The 21,212-nt window shown below is 67.8% G+C and carries 20 protein-coding genes; 10 read left to right on the top strand and 10 right to left on the bottom strand.

All coding sequences use genetic code 11. The features are described 5' to 3' along the window. Window positions 1-9: 9 nt before the first annotated feature. From DDE13_RS00490 to DDE13_RS00480, 3 genes are read right to left on the bottom strand one after another with little or no spacing between them, the layout of a single operon-like run. On the bottom strand, window positions 10-2,373 hold the full coding sequence (locus tag DDE13_RS00490) for a glycoside hydrolase family 31 protein (protein ID WP_111400774.1): 2,364 nt from the start codon (window positions 2,371-2,373) through the stop codon (window positions 10-12). Then, window positions 2,370-3,674, bottom strand: coding sequence for a TRAP transporter large permease (locus DDE13_RS00485; protein WP_111400773.1), 1,305 nt, complete (start codon window positions 3,672-3,674; stop codon window positions 2,370-2,372). Before DDE13_RS00485 ends, DDE13_RS00490 begins: the two co-directional genes overlap by 4 nt. Window positions 3,675-3,684: 10 nt before the next feature. Beyond that, window positions 3,685-4,188 (bottom strand): TRAP transporter small permease, encoded by a 504-nt coding sequence (locus DDE13_RS00480; protein WP_111400836.1) that lies wholly within the window; start codon window positions 4,186-4,188, stop codon window positions 3,685-3,687. Window positions 4,189-4,395: 207 nt separating this feature from the next. On the opposite strand from DDE13_RS00480, the gene DDE13_RS00475 reads away from it, so the two are divergent. The 6 genes from DDE13_RS00475 to lpxK all read left to right on the top strand — a co-directional run bounded on the left by DDE13_RS00475 (window position 4,396) and on the right by lpxK (window position 10,724). Next, the gene (locus DDE13_RS00475) at window positions 4,396-5,394 is read left to right on the top strand and encodes a TRAP transporter substrate-binding protein (protein ID WP_235868521.1); all 999 of its coding nucleotides are present in this window, start codon (window positions 4,396-4,398) and stop codon (window positions 5,392-5,394) included. Between the two features lie 9 nt (window positions 5,395-5,403). Beyond that, entirely contained in the window at window positions 5,404-7,188 is a 1,785-nt protein-coding gene (locus DDE13_RS00470) for a glycoside hydrolase family 2 protein (RefSeq protein WP_111400772.1), read from the top strand. Next, window positions 7,185-7,916 carry an FCD domain-containing protein gene (locus tag DDE13_RS00465; protein ID WP_111400834.1) on the top strand — a complete coding sequence of 244 codons (732 nt, stop codon included), beginning with the start codon at window positions 7,185-7,187 and terminating at the stop codon, window positions 7,914-7,916. Before DDE13_RS00470 ends, DDE13_RS00465 begins: the two co-directional genes overlap by 4 nt. Window positions 7,917-8,176: 260 nt before the next feature. After that, window positions 8,177-8,425, top strand: coding sequence for a DUF4170 domain-containing protein (locus DDE13_RS00460; RefSeq protein WP_111400771.1), 249 nt, complete (start codon window positions 8,177-8,179; stop codon window positions 8,423-8,425). Window positions 8,426-8,427: 2 nt separating this feature from the next. After that, complete coding sequence (locus DDE13_RS00455) at window positions 8,428-9,720, top strand: 3-deoxy-D-manno-octulosonic acid transferase (RefSeq protein WP_111400770.1); 1,293 nt, start codon at window positions 8,428-8,430, stop codon at window positions 9,718-9,720. Then, entirely contained in the window at window positions 9,720-10,724 is a 1,005-nt protein-coding gene (lpxK, locus tag DDE13_RS00450) for a tetraacyldisaccharide 4'-kinase (RefSeq protein WP_111400769.1), read from the top strand. Before DDE13_RS00455 ends, lpxK begins: the two co-directional genes overlap by 1 nt. Here lpxK and DDE13_RS00445 read toward each other — a convergent pair whose 3' ends face one another. Then, complete coding sequence (locus DDE13_RS00445) at window positions 10,725-11,354, bottom strand: DsbA family protein (RefSeq protein WP_111400768.1); 630 nt, start codon at window positions 11,352-11,354, stop codon at window positions 10,725-10,727. Window positions 11,355-11,365: 11 nt separating this feature from the next. Further along, window positions 11,366-11,887 (bottom strand): DUF721 domain-containing protein, encoded by a 522-nt coding sequence (locus tag DDE13_RS00440; protein ID WP_111400767.1) that lies wholly within the window; start codon window positions 11,885-11,887, stop codon window positions 11,366-11,368. An 84-nt stretch (window positions 11,888-11,971) separates the two neighbouring features. Between DDE13_RS00440 and DDE13_RS00435 the strand changes: the two genes are divergently transcribed. Further along, the gene (locus DDE13_RS00435; protein ID WP_111400766.1) at window positions 11,972-13,039 is read left to right on the top strand and encodes an A/G-specific adenine glycosylase; all 1,068 of its coding nucleotides are present in this window, start codon (window positions 11,972-11,974) and stop codon (window positions 13,037-13,039) included. On the opposite strand, the gene DDE13_RS00430 is transcribed toward DDE13_RS00435, so the two are convergent. The 3 genes from DDE13_RS00430 to DDE13_RS00420 form a co-directional block, all read right to left on the bottom strand. Beyond that, complete coding sequence (locus tag DDE13_RS00430) at window positions 13,036-13,971, bottom strand: pirin family protein (protein WP_111400765.1); 936 nt, start codon at window positions 13,969-13,971, stop codon at window positions 13,036-13,038. The two genes, DDE13_RS00435 and DDE13_RS00430, sit on opposite strands and share 4 nt — an antisense overlap. A gap of 16 nt (window positions 13,972-13,987) precedes the next feature. Next, a complete protein-coding gene (locus DDE13_RS00425; protein ID WP_111400764.1) occupies window positions 13,988-14,284 on the bottom strand; it encodes a GNAT family N-acetyltransferase in 297 nt (98 codons plus the stop codon). A gap of 88 nt (window positions 14,285-14,372) precedes the next feature. After that, entirely contained in the window at window positions 14,373-15,824 is a 1,452-nt protein-coding gene (locus DDE13_RS00420) for an aldehyde dehydrogenase family protein (RefSeq protein WP_111400763.1), read from the bottom strand. A 129-nt stretch (window positions 15,825-15,953) separates the two neighbouring features. Here DDE13_RS00420 and serB point away from each other — a divergent pair, with 129 nt between their 5' ends. Together serB and DDE13_RS00410 are read left to right on the top strand one after the other, a co-directional pair. Beyond that, entirely contained in the window at window positions 15,954-16,829 is an 876-nt protein-coding gene (serB, locus tag DDE13_RS00415) for a phosphoserine phosphatase SerB (protein WP_111400762.1), read from the top strand. A 154-nt stretch (window positions 16,830-16,983) separates the two neighbouring features. Further along, window positions 16,984-17,514 carry an invasion associated locus B family protein gene (locus DDE13_RS00410; RefSeq protein WP_111400833.1) on the top strand — a complete coding sequence of 177 codons (531 nt, stop codon included), beginning with the start codon at window positions 16,984-16,986 and terminating at the stop codon, window positions 17,512-17,514. Window positions 17,515-17,570: 56 nt separating this feature from the next. Here the strand turns inward: DDE13_RS00410 and DDE13_RS00405 are convergent, their stop codons facing one another. Then, on the bottom strand, window positions 17,571-18,239 hold the full coding sequence (locus DDE13_RS00405; protein WP_111400761.1) for a hypothetical protein: 669 nt from the start codon (window positions 18,237-18,239) through the stop codon (window positions 17,571-17,573). Between the two features lie 199 nt (window positions 18,240-18,438). On the opposite strand from DDE13_RS00405, the gene rlmN reads away from it, so the two are divergent. Further along, complete coding sequence (gene rlmN, locus DDE13_RS00400) at window positions 18,439-19,650, top strand: 23S rRNA (adenine(2503)-C(2))-methyltransferase RlmN (protein WP_111400760.1); 1,212 nt, start codon at window positions 18,439-18,441, stop codon at window positions 19,648-19,650. On the opposite strand, the gene DDE13_RS00395 is transcribed toward rlmN, so the two are convergent. Next, window positions 19,611-21,212, bottom strand: a complete 1,602-nt coding sequence (locus tag DDE13_RS00395) for a caspase family protein (protein ID WP_111400759.1) — start codon at window positions 21,210-21,212, stop codon at window positions 19,611-19,613. The two genes, rlmN and DDE13_RS00395, sit on opposite strands and share 40 nt — an antisense overlap.

Raw genomic sequence — 21,212 nt, 5'->3', positions numbered from 1 at the left:
TGGGCGCGGTCAAAGCGCGATCTGATCGCCCGGCACCGCGTCACGGCCCCGCACGCGCAGGTTGCGGGTCTCCTCTGCCGGCAGGATCACGCGCGCCGTGGGCAGGACAGGCCGCCCCGGCCCGCGCTGCCGCCAGTCGAGAGACAAGGTACCGTCATCGGCATCCAGCGCGAAATCCAGCAGGCTGTGCACCGGATCGGTGCTGGCACCGTCATCCTCGTACATCAGCCCCCCGCCCGGCCCCTGCGGTGCTGGGAAGAGACGCAGTTCCCGCCCCGTCTCGGCCCCCGGATCCGCGCGCAAAGCCCCGGTGGACATGGGCAGCACGGCCCCCGCCCGCACGAACAGAGGAATGCTGTCCAGCCCGACCGCCAGCGTAACCTCCGTGCCCGGCGCGTGCCAGCGCCCGGCGTGGAAATCCCACCAGCCGGTGCCGTTTTCGGGCAGGCGCAGGCTGCGGGTCGTGGCACCTTCGTCCAGCACCGTGGCGACCAGCAGATCGCGCCCGAGCAGGAATTCGTCCCGTTCCCCCCAGCAGGCGGGATCGTCGGGATGGTCGAGAAACAGCGGCCGCAACATCGGTTCGTCCCGCGCCACCGCCTGCCACAGGCAGGTATAGAGATAGGGCAGGAACCGGTAGCGCAGTGCGATCGCGTCGCGCACCAGCGGCGTGACCTCCGGGTGCATCCACGGCTCGTTCACCGTGCCGTCGTCGTTCCAGGAATGGATGGTGAAGCGCGGATGGAAGACGCCGTTCTGCACCCAGCGCAGGAACAGCTCCGGCCCGGGACGCGGCCCGGAAAACCCGCCCACGTCATGGCCAATGTTGAAGAAACCCGACAGGCTCATGCCCAGCCCTGTGCGCTGGTTGTAGCGCAGGGTCTTCCACGCGGTGCGGTTGTCGCCGGACCATGTCTGCGCATGGCGTTGCAGGCCGGGCGCGCCGGACCGCGAGATCAGGTAGGGCCGCACGCCCGGCGCATGGGCGCGCTGCGCCGCCTCGGACGCGCGGGTCATCAGGATCGGCATGACCGGGCGCATCAGAGCGATGTCGATCGGCTGCCCGAAGCCCGCGCATTGCGCGGCCCCGTCCCAGACCTCGTACTCGTTGTTGTCGTTCCAGGTGGACCCGATGCCATGCTCCAGAAGCTGCGTCGTGACGCCGTTCTGCCACCACGCCGCCGCATCCGGGTTGGTGAAATCCAGATGCGAGCCTTCATCGTCCCAGAAGCTCGACCGTTCCGGTCGGTCGGGCGCATCGCCGTCGCGCACGAACAGACCCGCCGCCGCGACCTCGCCATAGCGGGGATGGTCCTGCAAGAGGCAGGGCTTGATGTTGGCGATCAGGTGGATGCCCGCCGCGCGGAACTTCGCGGTCATCGCGTCCACGTCCGGCACCTTCTCGCGGTTCCAGTGGAACACGTAGCGCTTCGCCCCGATGGAGCTGTAGCCCGACGACATCTGGAAACTGTCGCAGGGCAGCTCATGCGCCGCGATCCGGTCGATGAACCCTTCGAGCTGCGCCTGCGCGTCGGGCGCGTCGGTGTAGTGCATGGTCGAGCCGGAATAGCCCAGCGTCCAGCGCGGCGGAAAGGCCGTGCCCCCCGTCAGCCGCACCTGACCCTTCACCAGATCCAGAAGCTGCGGCGCCCAGCGGATGTAATAGTCGAGATCCCCGTCCTCTGCCCGGAAGGACCGATAGGGCACGTGGTAATTGTCGATCTCGTTGCCCAGATCGAACCAGCAGGACGCCAAATTGTCGTAGAAAACCGACCATGCGCCCGCGCCATCGGTCTGCGTCATCGTGAACGGCACGTGCTTATACAGCGGATCGGTGGTGTCCGCGTCATAGCCCATGGCATCCAGATTGCGCATCTCGAACCGCCGGCCCGTGCGCTCCAGATCGCCGGTCTTCTCGCCCAGCCCGAACACCCGCTCGCCGGGATGGCGGCGCAGGAAATGTCCGTGCCGGTGGTCGCGCGACCCCAGCATGGTGCCGCCCGTGGGGCGCTCGGCGGCAAAGGTCACCCAAGCATCGCCGATCCGCGCCGCCCAGGACAGGTGGAGCGGGTGCGACACGGTCAGCCGCAGCCGGTCGGTTTCGATCATCAGCCCGTCATCGCTGTCCAGGATGGCAGGGGTCGGGCAGGCAAACCCGTCCAGCCGGTCGCGGGCGCGGCCCTCCAGCGGCGCGTCGCCGCCCGGCGCCACGGTCCAGGTCCGGTCCAGCCGCCACGCGCCATCGCGCAGCAGCGACACGCGGATCAGGTCATGCTCCAGCACGCGCAGGCGCAGGATGTGCCGCCCTTCCACCAGCAGGTCCGCGCCCGCTTGGTGCCGTTCGGCAAGTGTCCAGTCGCGCAGCGTCTTCATCCGCCATACCCCAGCAGCAGGCGCGGCAGGAACAGGCTGATCGCGGGCACATAGGTCACCACGAACAGCAGCACCACCAGCACGGCATAAAGCGGCAGCAGCGGGCGGATCACCTCGGCGATGGACGTGCCGCCCACCGAACAGCCGACGAACAGCGCCGACCCCACGGGCGGCGTGCAGATCCCGATGCACAGGTTGAAGGTCATCACGATGCCGAAATGCACCGGGTCCATCCCCAGATCGCCCACGACCGGCATGAAGATCGGCGTGAAGATCAGCAGCGCGGGCGTCATGTCCATGAATGTGCCCACCAGCAGCAGCGTGATGTTGATCGCCAGCAGGATCATCAGCGGGTTGTCCGATATCCCCAGCAGCAGGTCGGAAATCGTGCCCGGGATCATGCCGAAGGCCATGGCGCGGCTCATGGCGATGGACGCCCCGATCATCAGGAGCACGACCGATGTGGTCACCGCCGAATCGACGATGATCCGCGGCAGGTCACGGACCGAGATCTCACGGTACCACACCAGCGCAAGCACCAGCGCATAGATCACCGCGGCCGCCGACGCCTCGGTCGCGGTGAACACCCCGCTGATGATCCCGCCCATGATGACGACGATCAGCCCCAGCGGCAGGATCGCATCGCGCCCCGCGCGCCAGACCTCGCCCCATGCCGGGCGGGGGGCCACGGGATAGCCCCGCCTGTGGGCGATGATGCCGGCCACCGTCATCAGCCCCAGCCCCATCAGCAGCCCCGGCAGGTAGCCCGCCACGAAAAGCGCCGCGATGGAGGTGCCCCCGGTGATCAGCGAATAGACGATCAGCGTGGCCGAGGGCGGGATCAGCAGCCCCGTCGGGCAGGACGCGATGTTGACGGCGGCGGAAAAGCCCCGGTCATAGCCTTCCTTGGCCTGAAGCGGCGCCATGACCCCGCCCACCGCCGCGGCGGATGCGACAGCGGACCCGGAAATCGCGCCGAACATCATGTTGGCGATAACGTTGCAATGGGCAAGCGCCCCGGGCAGCCGCCCGGCGAGGATCTTGGCGAAGGCGATCAGACGCAGCGCGATGCCGCCGCGGTTCATGATGTTGCCCGCGAGGATGAAGAACGGGATCGCCAGCAGCGTGAAACTGTCCAGCCCCGACGCCATCTGCTGGGCGACGATGAAGATCGACTGCTCGACCCCCATGAACAGCAGGAAGGTCAGCGTGGCGGCGGTGCCGATGGCAAAGGCGATGGGCACGCCCATGGCCATGAACAGGGCGAAGGATCCGAACAGGACCCAGATGGCGGAAGTCATGGGCGCGTCCTCATTCCAGCGGCAGGGCGGGTTCGGTGCCCGCGTCGGGCATCCGGCCGCGGGCGATCTGGGCCAGGAACAGCCCGCAGTAATAGACGATGACCGCCCCCGCGAAGGGGATGGCGCCATAGACCCAGCCCATGGGCAGCCGCAGCGCGGGCGTCACCTGCCCCGATGCCAGCGTGCGCGTCACCAGCGACATGCCGCCGCCGATCATCACGATGGCGGCGAAGCCGAGAACCACGAGGATCACCGCGGCCTCCGACGCCAGCTTCGCGCGCCCGCGCAGGTTCATGGTCAGCAGATCGATGGCCAGATGGCGGCGCTGCCCGAAGGTGTAGGCCCCGCCGATCAGCGCGAGCCACATGAACAGGAAGCGCGCGATCTCGTCCGTGACGGTGCTCGGCGTGCCGAGAACGTAGCGGCTCGTGACCTGCCATGTCACGCAGGCCACCAGCGTTGCGAAGACCACGATGACGATCCAGCGGAGCACGGCATCCACCCCCGCCTTCATGGCGCGGCACCCGGTCCCGGCCCGCAGCGCATGTGCATCGATATCATGTGACCCTCCCTGCCCCGTGATTTGCGCCACACTGTCAGCCCGCACAAAACTGGTCAACCAATTTCAGTTTTTGGTTGACTGATTTGACCGCCGATGCCCAGTATCCCCGTGGATAGGGCGCCCAGCCGCCTGTCCCCGACGTCAGACAGGGAGGAACCCATGACCATGCCGATCTTCAAGGCCACGACCGCGCTTGTCGCGCTGTCCGCCGCGATGACCACCGCCGCCGCCGCGCAATCCACGCTGCGGCTCAACCACAACAACCCGCCGGATCACCCCACCCATATCTCCATGGAATTCATGGCCGACCGGGTGGCGGAACTGACGGATGGCGAAATCCGCATCCAGGTCTTCCCGAACGCGCAACTCGGCACCCAGCGCGAATCCATGGAACTGGTGCAGAACTGCGCGCTGGAAATGGCCCGGTCCAACGCCTCCGAACTCGAAGCGTTCGAGGAAAGCTATTCCGCGATCAACCTGCCCTACATCTTCGATTCCGAAGAGCATTTCGAAGCGGTGATCTCGGGCGATGTCGGGCGCGAAATCCTCGATGCGTCGGTGGATAACGGGTTCCGCGGCATCGCCTTCCTGACCGAAGGGGCGCGGTCCTTCTATGGCCAGAAACCGATCCTGTCGCCCGCCGATCTCGAAGGGGTGAAGGTGCGCGTGCAGCCCTCGCCCTCGGCCATCCGCATGGTGGAACTCCTGGGCGGCAGCCCGACCCCGATCCCGTGGGGCGAGCTGTACAGCGCGCTGCAGCAGGGCGTGGTGGACGCGGCCGAGAACAACCCGACCGCGCTGACCAATGCCCGCCACGGCGAAGTGTCCAGCCATTTCTCGCTGGACGAACACACGATCATCCCGTCGGTCGTCGTCATCTCCAACTGCGCCTGGGACGACATGACCCCCGACCAGCAGGAGGCCATGCGCACCGCCGCCGCCGAAATGCAGGTCCGCCACGGCGAAGACTGGGGCAAGGTCTCGGACGCCGCGCTGGAAGAGGCGCAGGCGGACATGGGCGTGACGATCCACGAGGTGGACAAGGCCCCCTTCGTCGCAGCCGTGCAGCCCATGTTCGACGAGGTCGCGGCCCAGTCCGACGCGGTGGCCGCGCTGATCGAGCGCATCCAGGCGCTTGCCGAAGACTCCGGGTCGTGACGGGCAGCGATGCTTGAACGCTCCGATCTTGCGGAAAACGCGCTTCAGGCGCTGCATGACGAAGGCTACGACGCGCCCTTCAACACGCAGAGCCTGAACGCGGACACGCTGATCTTCACTGGTGGCCGGCAGGGCCGGTCGCTGGATGGGGACTGGTTCTTCTGCGTCGATCTGCTGGACACCGGCCTGCGGCAGAAATGGTTCGCCCTGCCGCAGGCGGCCCCCGAAGACCGCATCGAGCCGTGGGATTACGACCCCCGCGCGGGCGAAACGATCCCGGTGCCGTCCTGCTGGCAGATGCTGAAGGAGAAATGGTACTTCTTCGAAGGCTCCGGCTGGTATTCGCGGGCCGTCACGCTGGATGCGGCAGCCCCCGGACAGCGGCGGTTCCTGCACATCGGCGCCGCGCAATACGACTGCAAGGTGTTCGTGAACGGCCAATTCATGGGCAACCATTACGGCGGCTCGACCCCGTTCTGCGTCGAACTGACCGATGCGCTGGAACCGGGCGAGAACTGGATCATGCTGTGCGTGAACAATTCCCGCACGCGCGACCGGGTGCCCATGCGCAATACCGACTGGTTCAACTACGGCGGCGTCTACCGCGAGGTGACGCTCTACGAGACCCCGGCGACCGTGATCCGCGACCTGTTCCTGCGGCTGGATGGCGATGTGATCGCGGCGGACGTGATCGCGGACGGCCCCGCCGACAGCGCGCGGCTGGAAATCCCCGGCCTCGGCATCGACATCGCGATCCCGCTGGCGGACGGGCACGGGCAGGCGCGCATCCCCGCGCGCCCCGATCTCTGGTCGCCCGACACCCCGCATCTCTACGACGTGGCCTGCACCGTCGGCGGCGACCGCGTGACCGACCGGGTCGGCTTTCGCACCGTCGAACGGCGCGGCACCGACATCCTGCTCAACGGCAAGCCCCTGTTCCTGCGCGGCATCTCCGTGCACGAGGACGACGCGACCACCGGCAAGGTCACGACGGAGGCGGACCTGCGCCGCCGCTTCGCCCATGCGCGCGATCTCGGCTGCAACTTCCTGCGGCTCGCGCATTACCCCCATCACGACCGCGCCGCCCGCATCGCCGACGAGATGGGCTTCCTGCTGTGGGAGGAGATCCCCGTCTACTGGGCCATCGACTTCGCCAATCCCGACACGCTGCGCGACGCCACCAACCAGCTCCGCGAACTGATCCGCCGCGACCGCAACCGCGCCAGCGTGGCGATCTGGTCCATCGGCAACGAGAACCCTGACACCGACGCGCGGCTCGACTTCATGCGCCGCCTCGCCGATACCGCCCGCGCCGAGGATCCGACCCGGCTGATCGCCGCGGCCTGTCTGGTGAACCACGCCCGCCTGCGGATCGAGGACCGGCTGGCCCAACATATCGACGTGATCGGGCTGAACGAATACTACGGCTGGTATGATGAGGATTTCGACGAACTCCGCGTCATCGGCGAGAATTCCGACCCCGACCGCCCGGTGATCGTGTCCGAAACCGGCGCCGATGGCGACCACGAGGCCGGACCGGACCGCGGCCTCTTCTCCCTCGCCTACCAGGCTGAGGTCTACGAGAAGCAGATCGCGACCCTGCGCAGGCTCGACTACGTCAAGGGCATGTCGCCGTGGATTCTCTACGATTTCCGGGTGGAACGGCGGCAGAACGTGTTCCAGCGCGGCTGGAACCGCAAGGGGCTGATCGCCGCCGACAAGACCACGCGCAAGCCCGCCTTCGACATCCTCGCGGCCTATTACGCCGAATGCGCGGCACGGGACGCGCCATGAGCACCGCCCGCAAGTACCAGGAGGTCGCGCGCGCCATCCGCGACCTGATCGCGGCGGAACGGCTCGGTCCCGGCGACCGGCTGATGCCCGAACGCGGCCTGTCCGACCGGCTCGACGTGTCCCGCTCCCTCGTGCGCGAGGCGCTGATCCTGCTGGAGATCGAAGGCGCGGTAGAGGTCCGCAAGGGCTCGGGCATCTACATCTCGGACGATCCCCATGCCGCGGGCGGGCCCGTACGCGACGATATCGGCCCGTTCGAACTGCTTCAGGCGCGGCAACTCGTCGAATCCGACATCGCCGGGTTCGCCGCGCGCATGGTCACCAAGAACGACATCCTGCGCATGCGCGACACGCTGGACATGGAACGCGCCGATCTCGATCCGGGCCGCGCCGACTATTCCGGCGACCGCGCCTTTCACCGCCTGATCGCCGAGGCGACGCAGAATTCCGTGCTGGTGGACATGGTGGAGGATCTGTGGCGGCGGCGCGAACACAGCCCGATGTGGGCGCGGCTGCACAGCCGGATATTCGAGACGACCTACCGCCGCGCGTGGCTCGACGACCACCAGGCGATCCTCCAGGCGCTTCAGGCCCGCAACCCGGAGGCCGCCCAGACCGCCATGTGGCGCCATCTCGGCAATGTCCGCGAAACGCTCATGGCCCTGTCCGACGTCGACGACCCGGCCTTCGACGGCTACCTGTTCCAGCCCGTCGGCCTGACGGGCTGAGCGGCGCACCGCGCCGCCCCCGACAGGCATCACCACGCCCCCCCCCGCGGCTGACCCCTCGCCACTGCGATCTGTGCGCCGCTGCACAGCCTGTGCGGACCTCAGGCGGAGTTGGGGCGGCGCGGTCCGAGTCATACGGGAGTCATACAAGAGTCATACGCGAGTCATACGCCACGCACACGGCCCCGCCCCGCCTTCCTTGACCCCATGCCGCAAATGCACAATGGTCTGCGCACAGGTGGCAACGGAAAGGTTTTCCCATGGTCCAGCGGCTGCATCTCGTGTTCGGCGGAGAGCTTGTCGATCCCCAGAAGACGACCTTCACGGACCCGGAGTCGATTGATATAATTGGGATGTTTCCCGACTATGCCTCTGCCCATGCCGCGTGGAAATCCGCCGCCCAGCGCACCGTGGACGACGCGCACATGCGCTATTTCATCGCCCATATCCACCGCCTGCGCGACGAGGAACTGAGCCCCGACGCCGACGCGGGCGACGGGTCCGCCTGACCATGCCGCCCAGCCCTGCCCTCTGGGCCTATCTCCTTGTAACTGCAGGGTTTCCCGGGCTGGGCAGGCGTCAGGTTCGCAAGCGGCTGGCGGCGGGGAAGGAACACCCCGAACGCCACCTTGAACGTCTTGGAATCGCGTCACAAAATCGCCCCGAGGGACGTCTGGTGTGGTTTCACGCGGCCTCCGTCGGCGAAAGTCTCGCGCTGCTGGAACTGATCCGACGGCTGCTCGATGCCGACCCCGACATCCGGGTGCTCGTCACCACCGGCACCCTCACCTCCGCAGAGCTGCTCACCGAACGCTTGCCACCCGGCGCGATCCACCAGTTCATCCCTTTGGATTTCCGTCCTTTTGTCCAACGTTTCCTGGACCACTGGCACCCCGATCTGGCGATCTGGACGGAAAGCGAGTTCTGGCCGACACTGCTCACCCGCACCCATGCACGGGGCACGCCCATGCTGCTGTTGAACGCCCGCATGTCCATGCGCAGCGCACGCCGCTGGCGGCGCTACATGCCATGGGCGGCGCGGCGGCTCGTCACGCTCTTCACCGCAGCGCAGGCACAGGACCGCGCGACGGGCGCCGCCCTTGTACGGCTGGGCCTGCCCACCGGGCGACTGGCCATCACCGGCACCCTGAAGGAGGACACCCCGCCCCTGCCCTGCCGGGAGCCCGATCGCGCGCGCTTTGCCCGGCTGCTTGCGGATCGTCCGATCTGGGCCGCCGCCTCCACCCATCCCGGCGAGGAGGAGATGGTCGCGGACGCGCATATCACGGCGATGCGCAGCGTGATGCGCCTTCTGTGCATCCTCGTGCCGCGCCATCCCGAACGGGGAAACGAGATCGCGGCTGTCCTGCGTGCACGCGGCCTGAGCGTCGCGCAGCGGTCGCGCGGCGAGGATCCCGGCCCCAATACGGCGATCTTCCTGGCGGACACGCTGGGAGAGCTGGGCCTGTGGTACCGGCTGGCGCCGGTCAGCTTCGTGGGCGGGTCGCTGGTGCCGGTGGGCGGGCACAACCCCTATGAACCGGCGGCGCTGGGATCGGCGATCCTCCACGGGCCGCATGTAGGAAATTTCGCCGACATCTACCGCAAGCTCGATGCGGCGGACGCCGCGCGGCAGGTGGCCGGCACCGCCGGATTGGCCGAAGCGCTCGTGCATCTGTCCGAGCCGCAGAACCGCGCGCCCATGGCCTATGCCGCGTGGGAAGTCGGGTCGGCCACGGCGGAAGTCACGAACCGCGCGCTCCGCCTGATCCGCGACACGCTTGCAGCGACCGGGCCGCGCTGATGCAGGCGCCCGGTTTCTGGTCGCACCCGCCCGACCGGCCCGGGCTTGCGGTACGGCTGCTCGCCCCGTTGGGGTCCGTTTATGCGGCAGCCACCGCGCGCAGGCTGGCGCGCGGGGGGCCGGGCTGGCGGGCGGACGTGCCCGTGATCTGCGTGGGCAACATCAATGTCGGCGGTACGGGCAAGACACCCACGGTCATCGCGCTGATCGAATGTCTGCGGGCGCGCGGGCAAAGCCCGGCCATCGTGTCGCGCGGCCATGGCGGGCGGCTGACCGGGCCGGTGGCCGTGGACCCGCGCCACCATTCGGCGGACGACGTGGGCGATGAACCGCTTCTGCTGGCCGCCTTCGCGCCCGTCGTCGTGGGGCACGACAGGGCGGCGGCGGCGCGCATGGCGCAGGGCGGCGGCGCAAGCGTGATCGTGATGGATGACGGGTTCCAGAACCCGGCGCTTGCGCAGGACCTCGCCCTCGTGGTGGTCGATGCCGGGACGGGGTTCGGCAATGGCCGGGTGATCCCCGCAGGTCCGCTGCGCGAACCCGTGGCAACGGGGCTGGCACGGGCAGATCTGTTGCTGTCCATCGGCGGACACATGGCGCAGGCGGATTTCACCGCGCGATGGGGGAACGCCGTGGTTTGCCCGCAGATTACAGGCGCGCTGCAACCGTTGCAGACCGGCATGGACTGGAACGGCCTGCGCGCGCTGGCCTTCGCCGGGATCGGGATGCCGGAGAAATTCTTCGCCACCCTTCGCGGCCTGGGGGCAGATGTCGTGCAGGCCGTGCCGCTGTCGGACCACCAGGCGCTGCGGCCCGCCCTTCTGACGCGACTGGAATCCGAAGCCCGCCTGAAAGGGCTTCAGCTTGTGACAACGGAAAAGGACGCGGTGCGCCTGCCCGCGTCCTTCCGTCAGAAGGTCCTGACCCTGCCGGTGCGCCTGCGGATCGACGATACCGGGCCGCTGGATGCCGCGCTCGACCGGCTGCTGGCGCGCCCGGACTAATCAGCCCTCGGCGGCGGCGATCTTGTCGTCGAGGATCGCGCGCAGTTCGCCGTAGGACATGTTGGAATACATTTCGCCATCGATGACGAAGGACGGCGTGCCCTGGACCCCGTCGCGCGTCGCGTTGTCTTCGTACCATGCCACGAGCGCCTGCGCCTTGTCGGCATCGGTCAGGCAGGCATCCAGCTGGTCGTCGCTCAGCCCCGCGGTGCGGCCGATCCGGCGCAGGTTTTCGGCCACGGCGGCCGGTCCGTCGCCCTGGGTCCATTCCCGCTGACGGTCGTAGATCATGTCGGCCATGCCGAAATAGCGCATCTCGCCGCCGCAACGCGCGACCATCCCGGCCCACAGCCCGTAACGATCAAAATACACCTCGCGGTGGATGAAATGCACCTTCCCGGTGTCGATGTAGTCGCGCTTGAGCTGGGGAAACACTTCGGCGTGGAAGGTCGCGCAATGGGGGCAGGTGAAGGACGCGTATTCGACGAAGGTGACGGGTGCGGCGGCATCGCCGAGCGTCATTTCCGCAACGGCGGCGTCGTCCGCTTCCTGCGCGGGGGCTGTGAGGGGCATGACGGCCAGGGCGGCCGCGACAAGGGCCGGCAGCACGGGCGCGAACAGGTTACGCATGGATATCTCCTTCAGGTCTTTCGGGACAGAACCCGCGCGCCCAGCCCGGCAAGGGCGGCCCGCAGGTCGGGGTCGGTCACGCCATCCGCAAGATCGTCAGCGGCGGCTGCATGTTCAGGGGCTGGCTGGCGGCGGGCCGCGGGTTGTCCTCCCCATCCGGCCTGCGGTTCGGCGAAGCCGTCCGCGGCGGTCTGGGTGATGCGGATCTGCGCGACCGCGTTGTAGCCATAGCAGGCGTTCACCCGCGCGCGGATATCGGGCAGCTGCGCCTGCAGGATCGGCCCCGCCGCCCCACGCGCCAGCACCGTCAGCGTGGCGCCGATACCGCCCTTGCCGTAATTGATCCGCACCGGGCGGCACAGGCGCGCGATGTCCGTGCCAACGACTTCGGTCCAATGGGTCAGAAGGCGACTGACGGCAAAGCCCCGTGCCTCGCCCGCCTTTCGGATCTGGGCTTGCACGAGCCCGCCTGCCTGCGCGAAACCGCGGGCGCGGCGCTTGGGACGGGGGCTGGTGTAGGGCGGGTTGGCCATCGGGTGCGCGGTGTCCTTCTTTGGACCGTACCCTATCTCAGCACCACGCGGGGACCAGTGAAATGTTGAACGGGAACTTAAATCTTGCGTGATCCGGCCGATCTGGCCCCGGCGCTGCTGCGCGACTGGTACGACAGACACGCACGGGATCTGCCGTGGCGTGTGCCGCCCGCGCTGGCCCGCGCGGGCGTGCGGCCTGACCCCTACCGGGTGTGGCTGTCCGAGGTGATGCTGCAACAGACGACCGTCGCGGCGGTGCGCGGCTATTTTGCGGCCTTCACGGCGCGCTGGCCCGACGTGGCAGCACTGGCAGCAGCGGAAGACGCCGACGTGATGGGGGCCTGGGCGGGGCTGGGCTACTATGCCCGCGCGCGTAACCTGCTGAAATGCGCGCGCGTGGTGGCGCACGATCTGGACGGCGTGTTTCCCGAGACCGAGGACGGGTTGCGCGCCCTTCCGGGCATCGGACCCTACACCGCCGCGGCCATCTCGGCCATCGCCTTCGATCGGCCCGCGGTGGTGATGGACGGCAACGTGGAACGGGTCATGGCGCGGCTCTTCGACCTTCACGACCCGCTGCCAAGGTCGAAGCCCGCGCTCAAGGCTCTTGCTGCACGGCTGACGCCCGATGATCGGCCCGGTTGCCACGCGCAGGCGGTGATGGACCTGGGCGCCACGATCTGCGCGCCGCGCAACCCCGCCTGCGGCATCTGTCCTCTGCGTGACCTTTGTGCTGCGCGGATCGCGGGCACTGCGACGGACCTGCCGCGCAAGGCGCCGAAGGTGGCCAAGCCGAAGCGGCGGGGCGTGGTCTACATCGCGCGGCGCCACGATGGCGCATGGCTGCTGGAAACCCGGCCCGACACGGGGCTGCTGGGCGGGATGCTGGGCTGGCCCGGCAGCGGTTGGGCCGAGGAGGTGCCCGACCACCGTCCGCCACTGGAAGCGGACTGGCACGAGTTGGACGCAACCGTGCGCCATATCTTCACCCATTTCGAGCTGACCCTGACACTGCGCGTGGCGCACGTGGCGACGGGGGAGGAACCGGCGCAAGGCCGGTTCGTCCCGGCGCAGGATTTCCGGCCTGCCGATCTGCCCACGGTGATGCGCAAGGCATTCGACATGGCGCGGGGCGCGGTCTGTCAGGATTAATCCGGCGCGGGGATGAACTCCGCATCGTCGCCCGGCGGCAGGCTGAAACGCCCATGGGCCCAGTCCCCGGCCTTCCATGCCTCTTTCGCGGCGTCGATCCGGTCGCGGGAGGACGCGACGAAGTTCCACCAGATATGGCGCGGCCCGCCCAGCGTCGCCCCACCGAGCAGGATCAGCCGCGCGCCCTGCGGTCCGGCGGCCAGCGACAGGCGGTCGCCCGGGCGGAAGACCATCATCTGCCCGGCGGTGAAATCCTGCCCGGCCACGGTGATGGCGCCTTCGATGACATAGACACCGCGGTCTTCGTGGTTGTCGGGCAGCGGGATGGCGGCACCCGGCGCCAGCACGGCATCGGCGTAGAAGGTTTCCGAGAACACCTTCGCGGGGGCCGTTTCGCCCCATGCATTGCCAAGGATCAGGCGAACAGTCTTGCCCTCGCCCTCCAGCATGGGCAGCGCATCCTTGGGGTGGTGTTCGAAGCTCGCGCCCGCATCCTCCGCCCATTCGGGCAGCGCCACCCAGGTCTGGATACCGTAGAGGCTCGACGGGTTCGCCCGCGTCGCCGCACTCGTGCGTTCGGAATGGGTGACGCCATTGCCCGCCACCATCCAGTTGACCGCGCCGGGATGGATCATCTGGTCGGTGCCGAGGCTGTCGCGGTGTTGGAATTCGCCCCGCAGCAGGTAGGTCACGGTCGCCAGCCCGATATGCGGATGCGGGCGCACGTCGATGCCCTGCCCGGTCAGGAACTCAGCTGGGCCCATCTGGTCGAAGAAGATGAACGGCCCGACCATCTGGCGGCGGGGCGCAGGCAGGGCGCGGCGCACCTCGAACCCGCCGATGTCGCGGGCGCGCGGCACGATGACGGTTTCGATGGCGTCGGCTTCGTCGCCGATGGGGCAATGGGGGTCGAGCGCGGGGTTCCAGCTCATGGCCTGTCCTTTCCTGTCAGCGGTCCAGCACGTCGTGCCAGTCGGGGTGGCGGCGGAACTGCGCCGCGGCGAACGGGCAAAGCGGCGTGATCTTCACCCCCTCTGTCCGGGCGTCGGCGACGGCCCGCGCGACGAGCGCCGCGCCCACGCCCTGCCCGCGGAACGCGTCGGGCACTTCCGTGTGATCGATGATGATGCGCGTGGCCCCCAGCCGGGAATAGGTCATCTCGGCCGTGTGGCCGTCGGCGGTAAAGACGTAGCGACCCTTGCTGTCGCCCTGTTCGCGGTGGATCTGGTCGGCCGATATGGTCATGCCACGCTCCCTCTGATGTATGGAAGACGTTAACCCAGCCACGCAGATTCACATAGGGGCGGAAACACGCGGGAAGTGTGCGTTTTTGTCAGACCAGCGCCGCACCCGAGATCGACTTGATATCCTGAAACGCACGGATGCCCCACAGCCCGGCTTCGCGGCCCATGCCAGACCCCTTGACCCCGCCGAAGGGCGCGCCCGCGATGCGGCTCTGGCCATTGATCTGCACCATGCCCACCCGCAAGGCCCGTGCCACCCGGTCGGCACGCGCTGAATCGCCGGTCTGGACATACCCCGCCAGCCCGTAGGCACTGTCGTTGGCAAGGGCGATCGCGTGCGCTTCGTCCTCGAACGGGGTCATGGTCAGGACGGGGCCGAAGATCTCCTCCCGCCAGACACGCATGGCCGGGGTCATGTCGGCGAAGACCGTCGGGCGCGAATAGAAGCCGCGCGTGAAACCCGGTGCACGCCCGCGACCGCCCGCCACCAGCCGCGCGCCCTGCGCCACACCGCTGTCGATCAGGTCCTGCACATGGGCGAACTGTACGGCGCTGACCTGCGGGCCCAGATGCGCACCGGACCGGCCGGGCGCATCTACAGGCCAAGCGGCGGCAAGGTCCGCCGCAAGCGCGACCGCGTCCTCATACACTGATCGTTCCACCAGCATGCGCGCGGCGGCATTGCAGGACTGCCCGTTATTGCGGAAGCAATGCGCCAGCCCCTGTCGGATCGCCCGGTCGAGATCGCAATCGGCGAAGACGACATTCGGCGACTTGCCGCCCAGTTCCAGCACCGTGCGGCGGAACCCGATGGCGGCAGCAGACGCGATTGACTGGCCCGCGCGGGTGGAGCCGGTGAAGGAGATCACGGCGACGCGCGGATCGGCCACAAGCGCCGCGCCCACATCCGCCCCGCCCTGCAGCAGGTTGAAGGTGCCGGGCGGCAGGTCGGCATCCTGCATCGCGTCGGCAAACACCGCCGCGGTATCCGCCCCCAATTCCGACGGTTTCAGCACCATCGGGCAGCCCGCCGCCAGCGCCGCGCCGACCTTCAGTGCGACCTGGTTCAGCGGCCAGTTCCACGGCGTGATCAGCGCCGCGACCCCTGCCGGTTCGTACCGCACGCGGTGATCGGGCTGGCCGGGGGCGTGGGTGTCGTCGGGCGCGGCGGCCAGCGCATCGCGCGTGGCGGTCAGATGGCCGAGTGCAGCCGCGACCTGCCCAGAGCGCGCGAAATCGATGGGCGCGCCGATCTCGGCCGAGATCACCTGTGCCAGCGCCTCGGCCCGTGCAGCAAGTGCGGCCCCAAGACGGTCGAGCGCGGCCAGCCGGTCGTCACGCGACGCCGCCTGCCACCCGGACCCGGCCGCCGCGGCGACGGCACGGGCCACCTGGTCGGGACTGGCGGGGATGACCGGCGCGCGCGGGTCTTCGGTCGCGGGATCGACACGCGGTATCCGGGTGCCCCCGGCAGGCGCCTCCCACCGGCCCGCGATCAGCATCGACGGGGCATCGGCAAGGGCATGGGCGGGTTCGGACATGGCGGCACCTGTGACTTCGGCCCGCGCGTTGTGGGCGCTTTGGCGGGTGCGGTCAATCGCGGCTCTGGTCTTGGCGGCGCCTGCATGGTTTACACCACGGCGCAGGCCGACCCCGACACGAGGACACCGATGTTCGCCGTCACGCTTCTGACCAGCCCCGCCACATCCGTCCTGGACCGCGAGACCGCCGAGGCGTTGCGCAGCGCGTGGGGCGGCACGGCACTGCGCTGGCTCGATCCCCGCGTGGCGGTCGAATTCATGGTCCCCGACCGGCCCGATAATTTCTGGCAGGTCTGGGGCGATCTGCAGGCGCGCGGCATCGACATGGCGCTGCAACCGGCAGAAGCGCGCGCGAAGCGGATGCTGCTTGCGGACATGGACAGCACGATGATCCGGCAGGAATGCATCGACGAGCTGGCCGAGGTCGCGGGCGTGGGCGATCATGTCCGCGCCGTGACCGCCCGCGCGATGAACGGCGAGCTGGATTTCGAGGACGCGTTGCGCGAACGGGTGGCGCTGTTGGAGGGACTGGACGCGGGGGTGATCGACCGGGTGCTGGCCGAACGGATCACGCATATGCCCGGCGGGCGCGCCCTGGTGGCGACGATGAAGGCACGCGGCGGCCATGCGGCACTCGTCTCGGGCGGGTTCACGGCCTTCACCGGCGCGGTCGCAGCGGCACTGGGTTTTGACGAACACCGGGCCAACACGCTCCTGATGGCGGAGGGAAAGCTGACCGGCACCGTGGCCGATCCGATCCTCGGGCGGGATGCCAAGGTCGCGGCGCTGCACGAGATCACCGCGCGGATCGGGATCGCGCCCGCCGATGTGATCGCGGTGGGCGACGGGGCCAACGATCTCGGGATGCTGGGCGCGGCGGGCACGGGCGTGGCGCTCCATGCCAAGCCAAGCGTTCAGGCCGCCTGCGATATCCGGGTCAATCACGGCGACCTGACGGCGTTGCTGTACCTGCAAGGCTATTCGAGCGACGACTTCGCCGCCTGACACGCTGTTCACGATCCTGCCGGGTGCCCGGTTTCCCCTTTCGGCGGGGCGGCATTTTGCCTAGTTTGAAGCCGAGGTTTCATCCCGACGCATCACCGGGACACATGGTGGGCGGTGGACAATCGAAGCAGTCATCATGGAGGCATGGCGCGACATGGCACGCAAGGTCACCACATTCTTCGCAATCGCATTGGCAACCGGCATCGCATGCACGCCCGCGACAGCGCAGGACACGGCCAACAAGGTCGCCGCAAACACCGACTGGAGCGTCTTCGTCGAGGACAGCCCGAAACAATGCTGGGTCGTATCGGCCCCGAAGCAGGTCGTGAACACCCAGGACGGGCGCGTCGTCGCGGTGACGCGGGGCGATATCTACATGTTCGTGTCGTTCTGGCCGGAATCGGACCAGCTTGGCGAGGTGTCCTTCATGGGCGGCTATCCGTTCGCCGATGGGTCTTCCGTGTCGCTGACCGTGGGCGACAGCGAGTTCGAGCTGTTCACGGATGGAGAGATCGCCTGGGCGGCATCGCCCGAAGACGACCGCCGCATCGCCACCGCCATGAAACGCGGCGTGGAGGCGAAGGTGGTCGGCCTGTCGTCGCGCGGCACGACCACGACCGACACGTTTTCCCTGATGGGCTTTACCGCTGCCTACGAGGACGCGTTGCAACGCTGCGGTTCCTGACGAAAAAGGGGCGCCAGTGTACTGGCGCCCCTCCATTGTTTCGATGTCCGATGCGATCAGGCCTTGCGGCGCGCTCGCAGCAGACCCAGCGCACCGAAGGCCGCGGCCGCCAGCGGCAGCCCTGCGGGCAGCGGAACCGGGGTGGTCGTGTCGAAATCGGTGTTGAAGTTGTCGAAGGCGATCCCGATGTCGCGCGTGCCACCCGCGGTCGTGCCGGTGATGTCGATCTTCGAGATCAGCCCGGACAGTCCGCTGAATCCGATCCGGGTCACCACGGCATCGCCTGCGTCGGCATCATTGCCATTGACCGTCCGCGTGGCGAGCACATTGTCGTCCGCATCCAGCGCGGTGAAGGTGAACTCCTCGAGCTGGCTGCCCGACCCGTCGATATCGGCCACGTCGAACGACGCTTCTGCGACGGCCGTCGTGTAGGAGATGGACAGGTCCGTGATCTTGCTGAAGTTCGAGGTCAGGAAGAAGTCGCCGAAGGCATCGGCGGGAACCGGCGTATCGTTCGGCACGAAACCGTTGGTCGGTCCGCCCACCTTGACGATGTTCACGCCGAATGTGCTGGAAAAGGTCACGCCGAACGCGGCCTCGAACTCGTCCCCGACGATCGCGGTCTTGTCCGCGGAATAGCCGGTCTCGAAATCGAGAATGGCTGCCTGGGCCGCGCCCGATACCAGCAGGGCAGCGGCGAAGGCGGCAATGGAATAGGTTTTCATGGGTCACTCCTGAAATTTTTAAGCGTCTTGCACCGTTCCTATCCCAGCTCTTCGGAGAATCCCTAATGATTCAATGCAATAAGGTTAACGCACGCCGCGCAAACCCGCGCGCGAAGGGACCACCACGGGTGTTTCCACAACCCGCGGAATGCTGTATGACCAGCGTTCGATTTTCCGCCCCCTGCATGCGAGTCTCCCGATGACTGCCACATCGCCCATCACGCAGGATGTTCTGACCATCCCCCGCAAGCTGCCCGATGGCGCGCGGCAGAACCTTGTCGGTTTGACACGCGACGCGCTGCGCGACGCGCTGATCGCCGCGGGCACGCCCGAACGGCAGGCGAAGATGCGCGCGGGGCAGGTCTGGCAGTGGATCTACCAGAAGGGTGTGCGCGACTTCGACGCGATGACCAACCTCGCCAAGCCGTATCGTGTGCTTCTGGCCGAGAACTTCACCATCGAGATCCCCGAGATCGTCCGGCGCGAGATCAGCAGCGACGGCACCCGCAAGTACCTTGTCCGCATCGCAGGCGGGCACGAGGTCGAAACCGTCTACATCCCCGAAGAAGACCGTGGCACGCTCTGCATTTCCTCCCAGGTGGGCTGCACGCTGACCTGTTCGTTCTGCCACACGGGCACCCAGCGGCTGGTGCGCAACCTGACCGCGGCGGAAATCGTCGGCCAGGTCATGCTGGCGCGCGACGATCTGGGCGAATGGCCACTGCCGGGGCGCAATCCCAAGGACGAAACCCGGCTACTGTCGAATATCGTGCTGATGGGCATGGGCGAGCCGCTCTATAACTTCGACGCGGTGCGCGACGCCATGAAGATCGCCATGGACCCGGAGGGCATCAGCCTGTCACGCCGCCGGATCACCCTGTCCACCAGCGGCGTGGTGCCGGAAATCGCCCGCTGCGCGGAAGAAATCGGCTGCCTGCTGGCCGTGTCCTTCCACGCCACCACCGACGAGGTGCGCGACCGGTTGGTGCCGATCAACAAGCGCTGGAATATCGAGACGCTGCTGGACGCCCTGCGCGCCTATCCCCGGCTGAGCAATTCGGAGCGGATCACGTTCGAGTATGTGATGCTGCACGGCGTGAACGACAGCGACGAGGATGCGCGGCGGTTGGTGAAACTGATCGAGGGCATCCCGGCCAAGATCAACCTGATCCCCTTCAACGAATGGCCCGGCGCGCCCTACACGCGGTCGTCGAACAACCGCATCCGCGCCTTCGCCGACATCATCTACAAGGCCGGGTATGCCAGCCCCATCCGCACCCCGCGGGGCGAGGACATCATGGCCGCCTGCGGGCAGCTGAAATCCGAAAGCGAACGCGCCCGCAACCCGCGCAGGGCAACAGCGGCTGAAGGTTATTCCTCGGCGGGCACAGGGCCCGTGAAGTCGTTGTAAAGAAACAGGTAGACGGCGTCGAAGCGCTCTGACCACGGGACAGGGGCTGCGATGTAGACATGGGCCAGCCCGCCCAGAAGTAGCACGATCGACACGAGCACGGCCGTGGCGATGAACCCGAGATCGTCCAGCACAAGCCGCACGACGAACGTCACGACAAGCGTCACCGGGATGAAGAAGATGAAACCCATCAGTCCCACGAAGAACAGCTTGCCGAGCCAATGGTCCGCCACGGTCGCCGGTGGCAGGTCGGGATCGAGATAGGGCGGCGGCGGAACCAGTGAACTGGGTGCATGGGTCCAGACAGTCGTGCCGTGCAGCAGGAAGCTGGTCCAGAAGTATCCCACTGCGCCCACGACAAGGACCGGAACCAGCAGGATCAACAGGCCGAGAAGAAAATCGCCCCAAGTGCCGTCCGATTCTGGCACTGACGGTGTATTCGGTTCGCCCAAGGCGGCATCGGGGGCCTTCGCGGCCATCGCCTCCGGTTCCGGAGCCTGCGCTTCGGCACCGGGTGCGGTCGGTATCGGTTCGGGCATGGGCGCCGGCACGGTGGCGGTTGGTTCCACGGGCGCAGGCTTCGCCACCTCCGCGCGCCACCGCTTGGCGAATTCCATCAGCCCGATGGACCGGTCCCCGTAGTCACGCAGCGCCAGCAGCTTCGGATCGTCCGTGTCGGGCGCGTCGCAGGCCTCGATCCAGCTTTCGACCGAGTGCAGGAATTCAAGCGTCACGTCGTTGTCGCGCCGTGCATCCAGCAGGCGCGCGCGGCCCGCCGCCATCCAGTCCGCCGCGGCCTTCGCGGTTTCGGCCTGCGCGGCGGCGCGTTTGCGGGCGGCGTTTACTGCGACGACGAAGGTGCCCGACGCGGCCTTGGTGCTGATCTGCGGACGCTGCCGGTCGGCGCGCTTCGGAACCTCGTGGGCGACGTATTCGGCGATCTCGGCGACCGATATCCGCCCATCATCGTCATTGTCCGCGGCCCCGGACCGCATGCCTTCGACCAGCACCTCGGTGAATATGCTGTGGCAGCCGCCCTCCTTGGAAGTTTCGGCCTGACCGGCGGAGGACAGCACGAACATGCCCGTTCCGTCCGGATTCACCCTCTCGGGCTCGAAAAGCTTGCTGCGCACGCTGTCCTTCAGCCCCGCCGCGCCGCTGTAGCAGCAGTCAAGGATGATGAGGACGCGCCGCAGGTTCATGGCCTGAAGGTTCCGCGCCAGCCTGTCGAAGGACAGTGCCGTCAGGTCGAGCCTGTCGCCCTTGGAATCCTTCATGCACAGGTAGAGGTTGCCGTCATCGTCCCGCATCCCGTGACCCGAGAAATAGATCAGCACCGTGTCGTTGCGTTTGACCACGTCGAGGAACGCGGCAAGTTCGCGGGTCACATCGCTGTAGGTCGGGTCGAGCACGGGCATGACGTTGTACACGTCCTCGGTGCAATCGGGGTCGCGCAGGACCTGCGCCATCAGGTCCACATCGGCGCGGGGACAGGATAGCGGGGTCATGTCCCCGCCACCGCCGTAGTCCTGAACGCCGATGAGCAGACCGTGGCGGGCCAT

It is taken from the genome of Meridianimarinicoccus zhengii (assembly GCF_003254465.1).
Taxonomy (GTDB): domain Bacteria; phylum Pseudomonadota; class Alphaproteobacteria; order Rhodobacterales; family Rhodobacteraceae; genus Meridianimarinicoccus; species Meridianimarinicoccus zhengii.
Note: the sequence above shows the minus strand (reverse complement) of the source record. Positions and strands in the feature narration are given on the sequence as shown.

Excerpts from the sequence above, each read along its gene's own strand:
- DDE13_RS00490 (WP_111400774.1), bottom strand. The coding sequence starts at position 2,373 with ATGAAGACGCTGCGCGACTGGACACTTGCCGAACGGCACCAAGCGGGC.
- DDE13_RS00485 (WP_111400773.1), bottom strand. The coding sequence starts at position 3,674 with ATGACTTCCGCCATCTGGGTCCTGTTCGGATCCTTCGCCCTGTTCATG.
- DDE13_RS00480 (WP_111400836.1), bottom strand. The coding sequence starts at position 4,188 with ATGAAGGCGGGGGTGGATGCCGTGCTCCGCTGGATCGTCATCGTGGTC.
- DDE13_RS00475 (WP_235868521.1), top strand. The coding sequence starts at position 4,396 with ATGACCATGCCGATCTTCAAGGCCACGACCGCGCTTGTCGCGCTGTCC.
- DDE13_RS00470 (WP_111400772.1), top strand. The coding sequence starts at position 5,404 with ATGCTTGAACGCTCCGATCTTGCGGAAAACGCGCTTCAGGCGCTGCAT.
- DDE13_RS00465 (WP_111400834.1), top strand. The coding sequence starts at position 7,185 with ATGAGCACCGCCCGCAAGTACCAGGAGGTCGCGCGCGCCATCCGCGAC.
- DDE13_RS00460 (WP_111400771.1), top strand. The coding sequence starts at position 8,177 with ATGGTCCAGCGGCTGCATCTCGTGTTCGGCGGAGAGCTTGTCGATCCC.
- DDE13_RS00455 (WP_111400770.1), top strand. The coding sequence starts at position 8,428 with ATGCCGCCCAGCCCTGCCCTCTGGGCCTATCTCCTTGTAACTGCAGGG.
- lpxK (WP_111400769.1), top strand. The coding sequence starts at position 9,720 with ATGCAGGCGCCCGGTTTCTGGTCGCACCCGCCCGACCGGCCCGGGCTT.
- DDE13_RS00445 (WP_111400768.1), bottom strand. The coding sequence starts at position 11,354 with ATGCGTAACCTGTTCGCGCCCGTGCTGCCGGCCCTTGTCGCGGCCGCC.
- DDE13_RS00440 (WP_111400767.1), bottom strand. The coding sequence starts at position 11,887 with ATGGCCAACCCGCCCTACACCAGCCCCCGTCCCAAGCGCCGCGCCCGC.
- DDE13_RS00430 (WP_111400765.1), bottom strand. The coding sequence starts at position 13,971 with ATGAGCTGGAACCCCGCGCTCGACCCCCATTGCCCCATCGGCGACGAA.
- DDE13_RS00425 (WP_111400764.1), bottom strand. The coding sequence starts at position 14,284 with ATGACCATATCGGCCGACCAGATCCACCGCGAACAGGGCGACAGCAAG.
- DDE13_RS00420 (WP_111400763.1), bottom strand. The coding sequence starts at position 15,824 with ATGTCCGAACCCGCCCATGCCCTTGCCGATGCCCCGTCGATGCTGATC.
- serB (WP_111400762.1), top strand. The coding sequence starts at position 15,954 with ATGTTCGCCGTCACGCTTCTGACCAGCCCCGCCACATCCGTCCTGGAC.
- DDE13_RS00410 (WP_111400833.1), top strand. The coding sequence starts at position 16,984 with ATGGCACGCAAGGTCACCACATTCTTCGCAATCGCATTGGCAACCGGC.
- DDE13_RS00405 (WP_111400761.1), bottom strand. The coding sequence starts at position 18,239 with ATGAAAACCTATTCCATTGCCGCCTTCGCCGCTGCCCTGCTGGTATCG.
- rlmN (WP_111400760.1), top strand. The coding sequence starts at position 18,439 with ATGACTGCCACATCGCCCATCACGCAGGATGTTCTGACCATCCCCCGC.
- DDE13_RS00395 (WP_111400759.1), bottom strand. The coding sequence starts at position 21,212 with ATGGCCCGCCACGGTCTGCTCATCGGCGTTCAGGACTACGGCGGTGGC.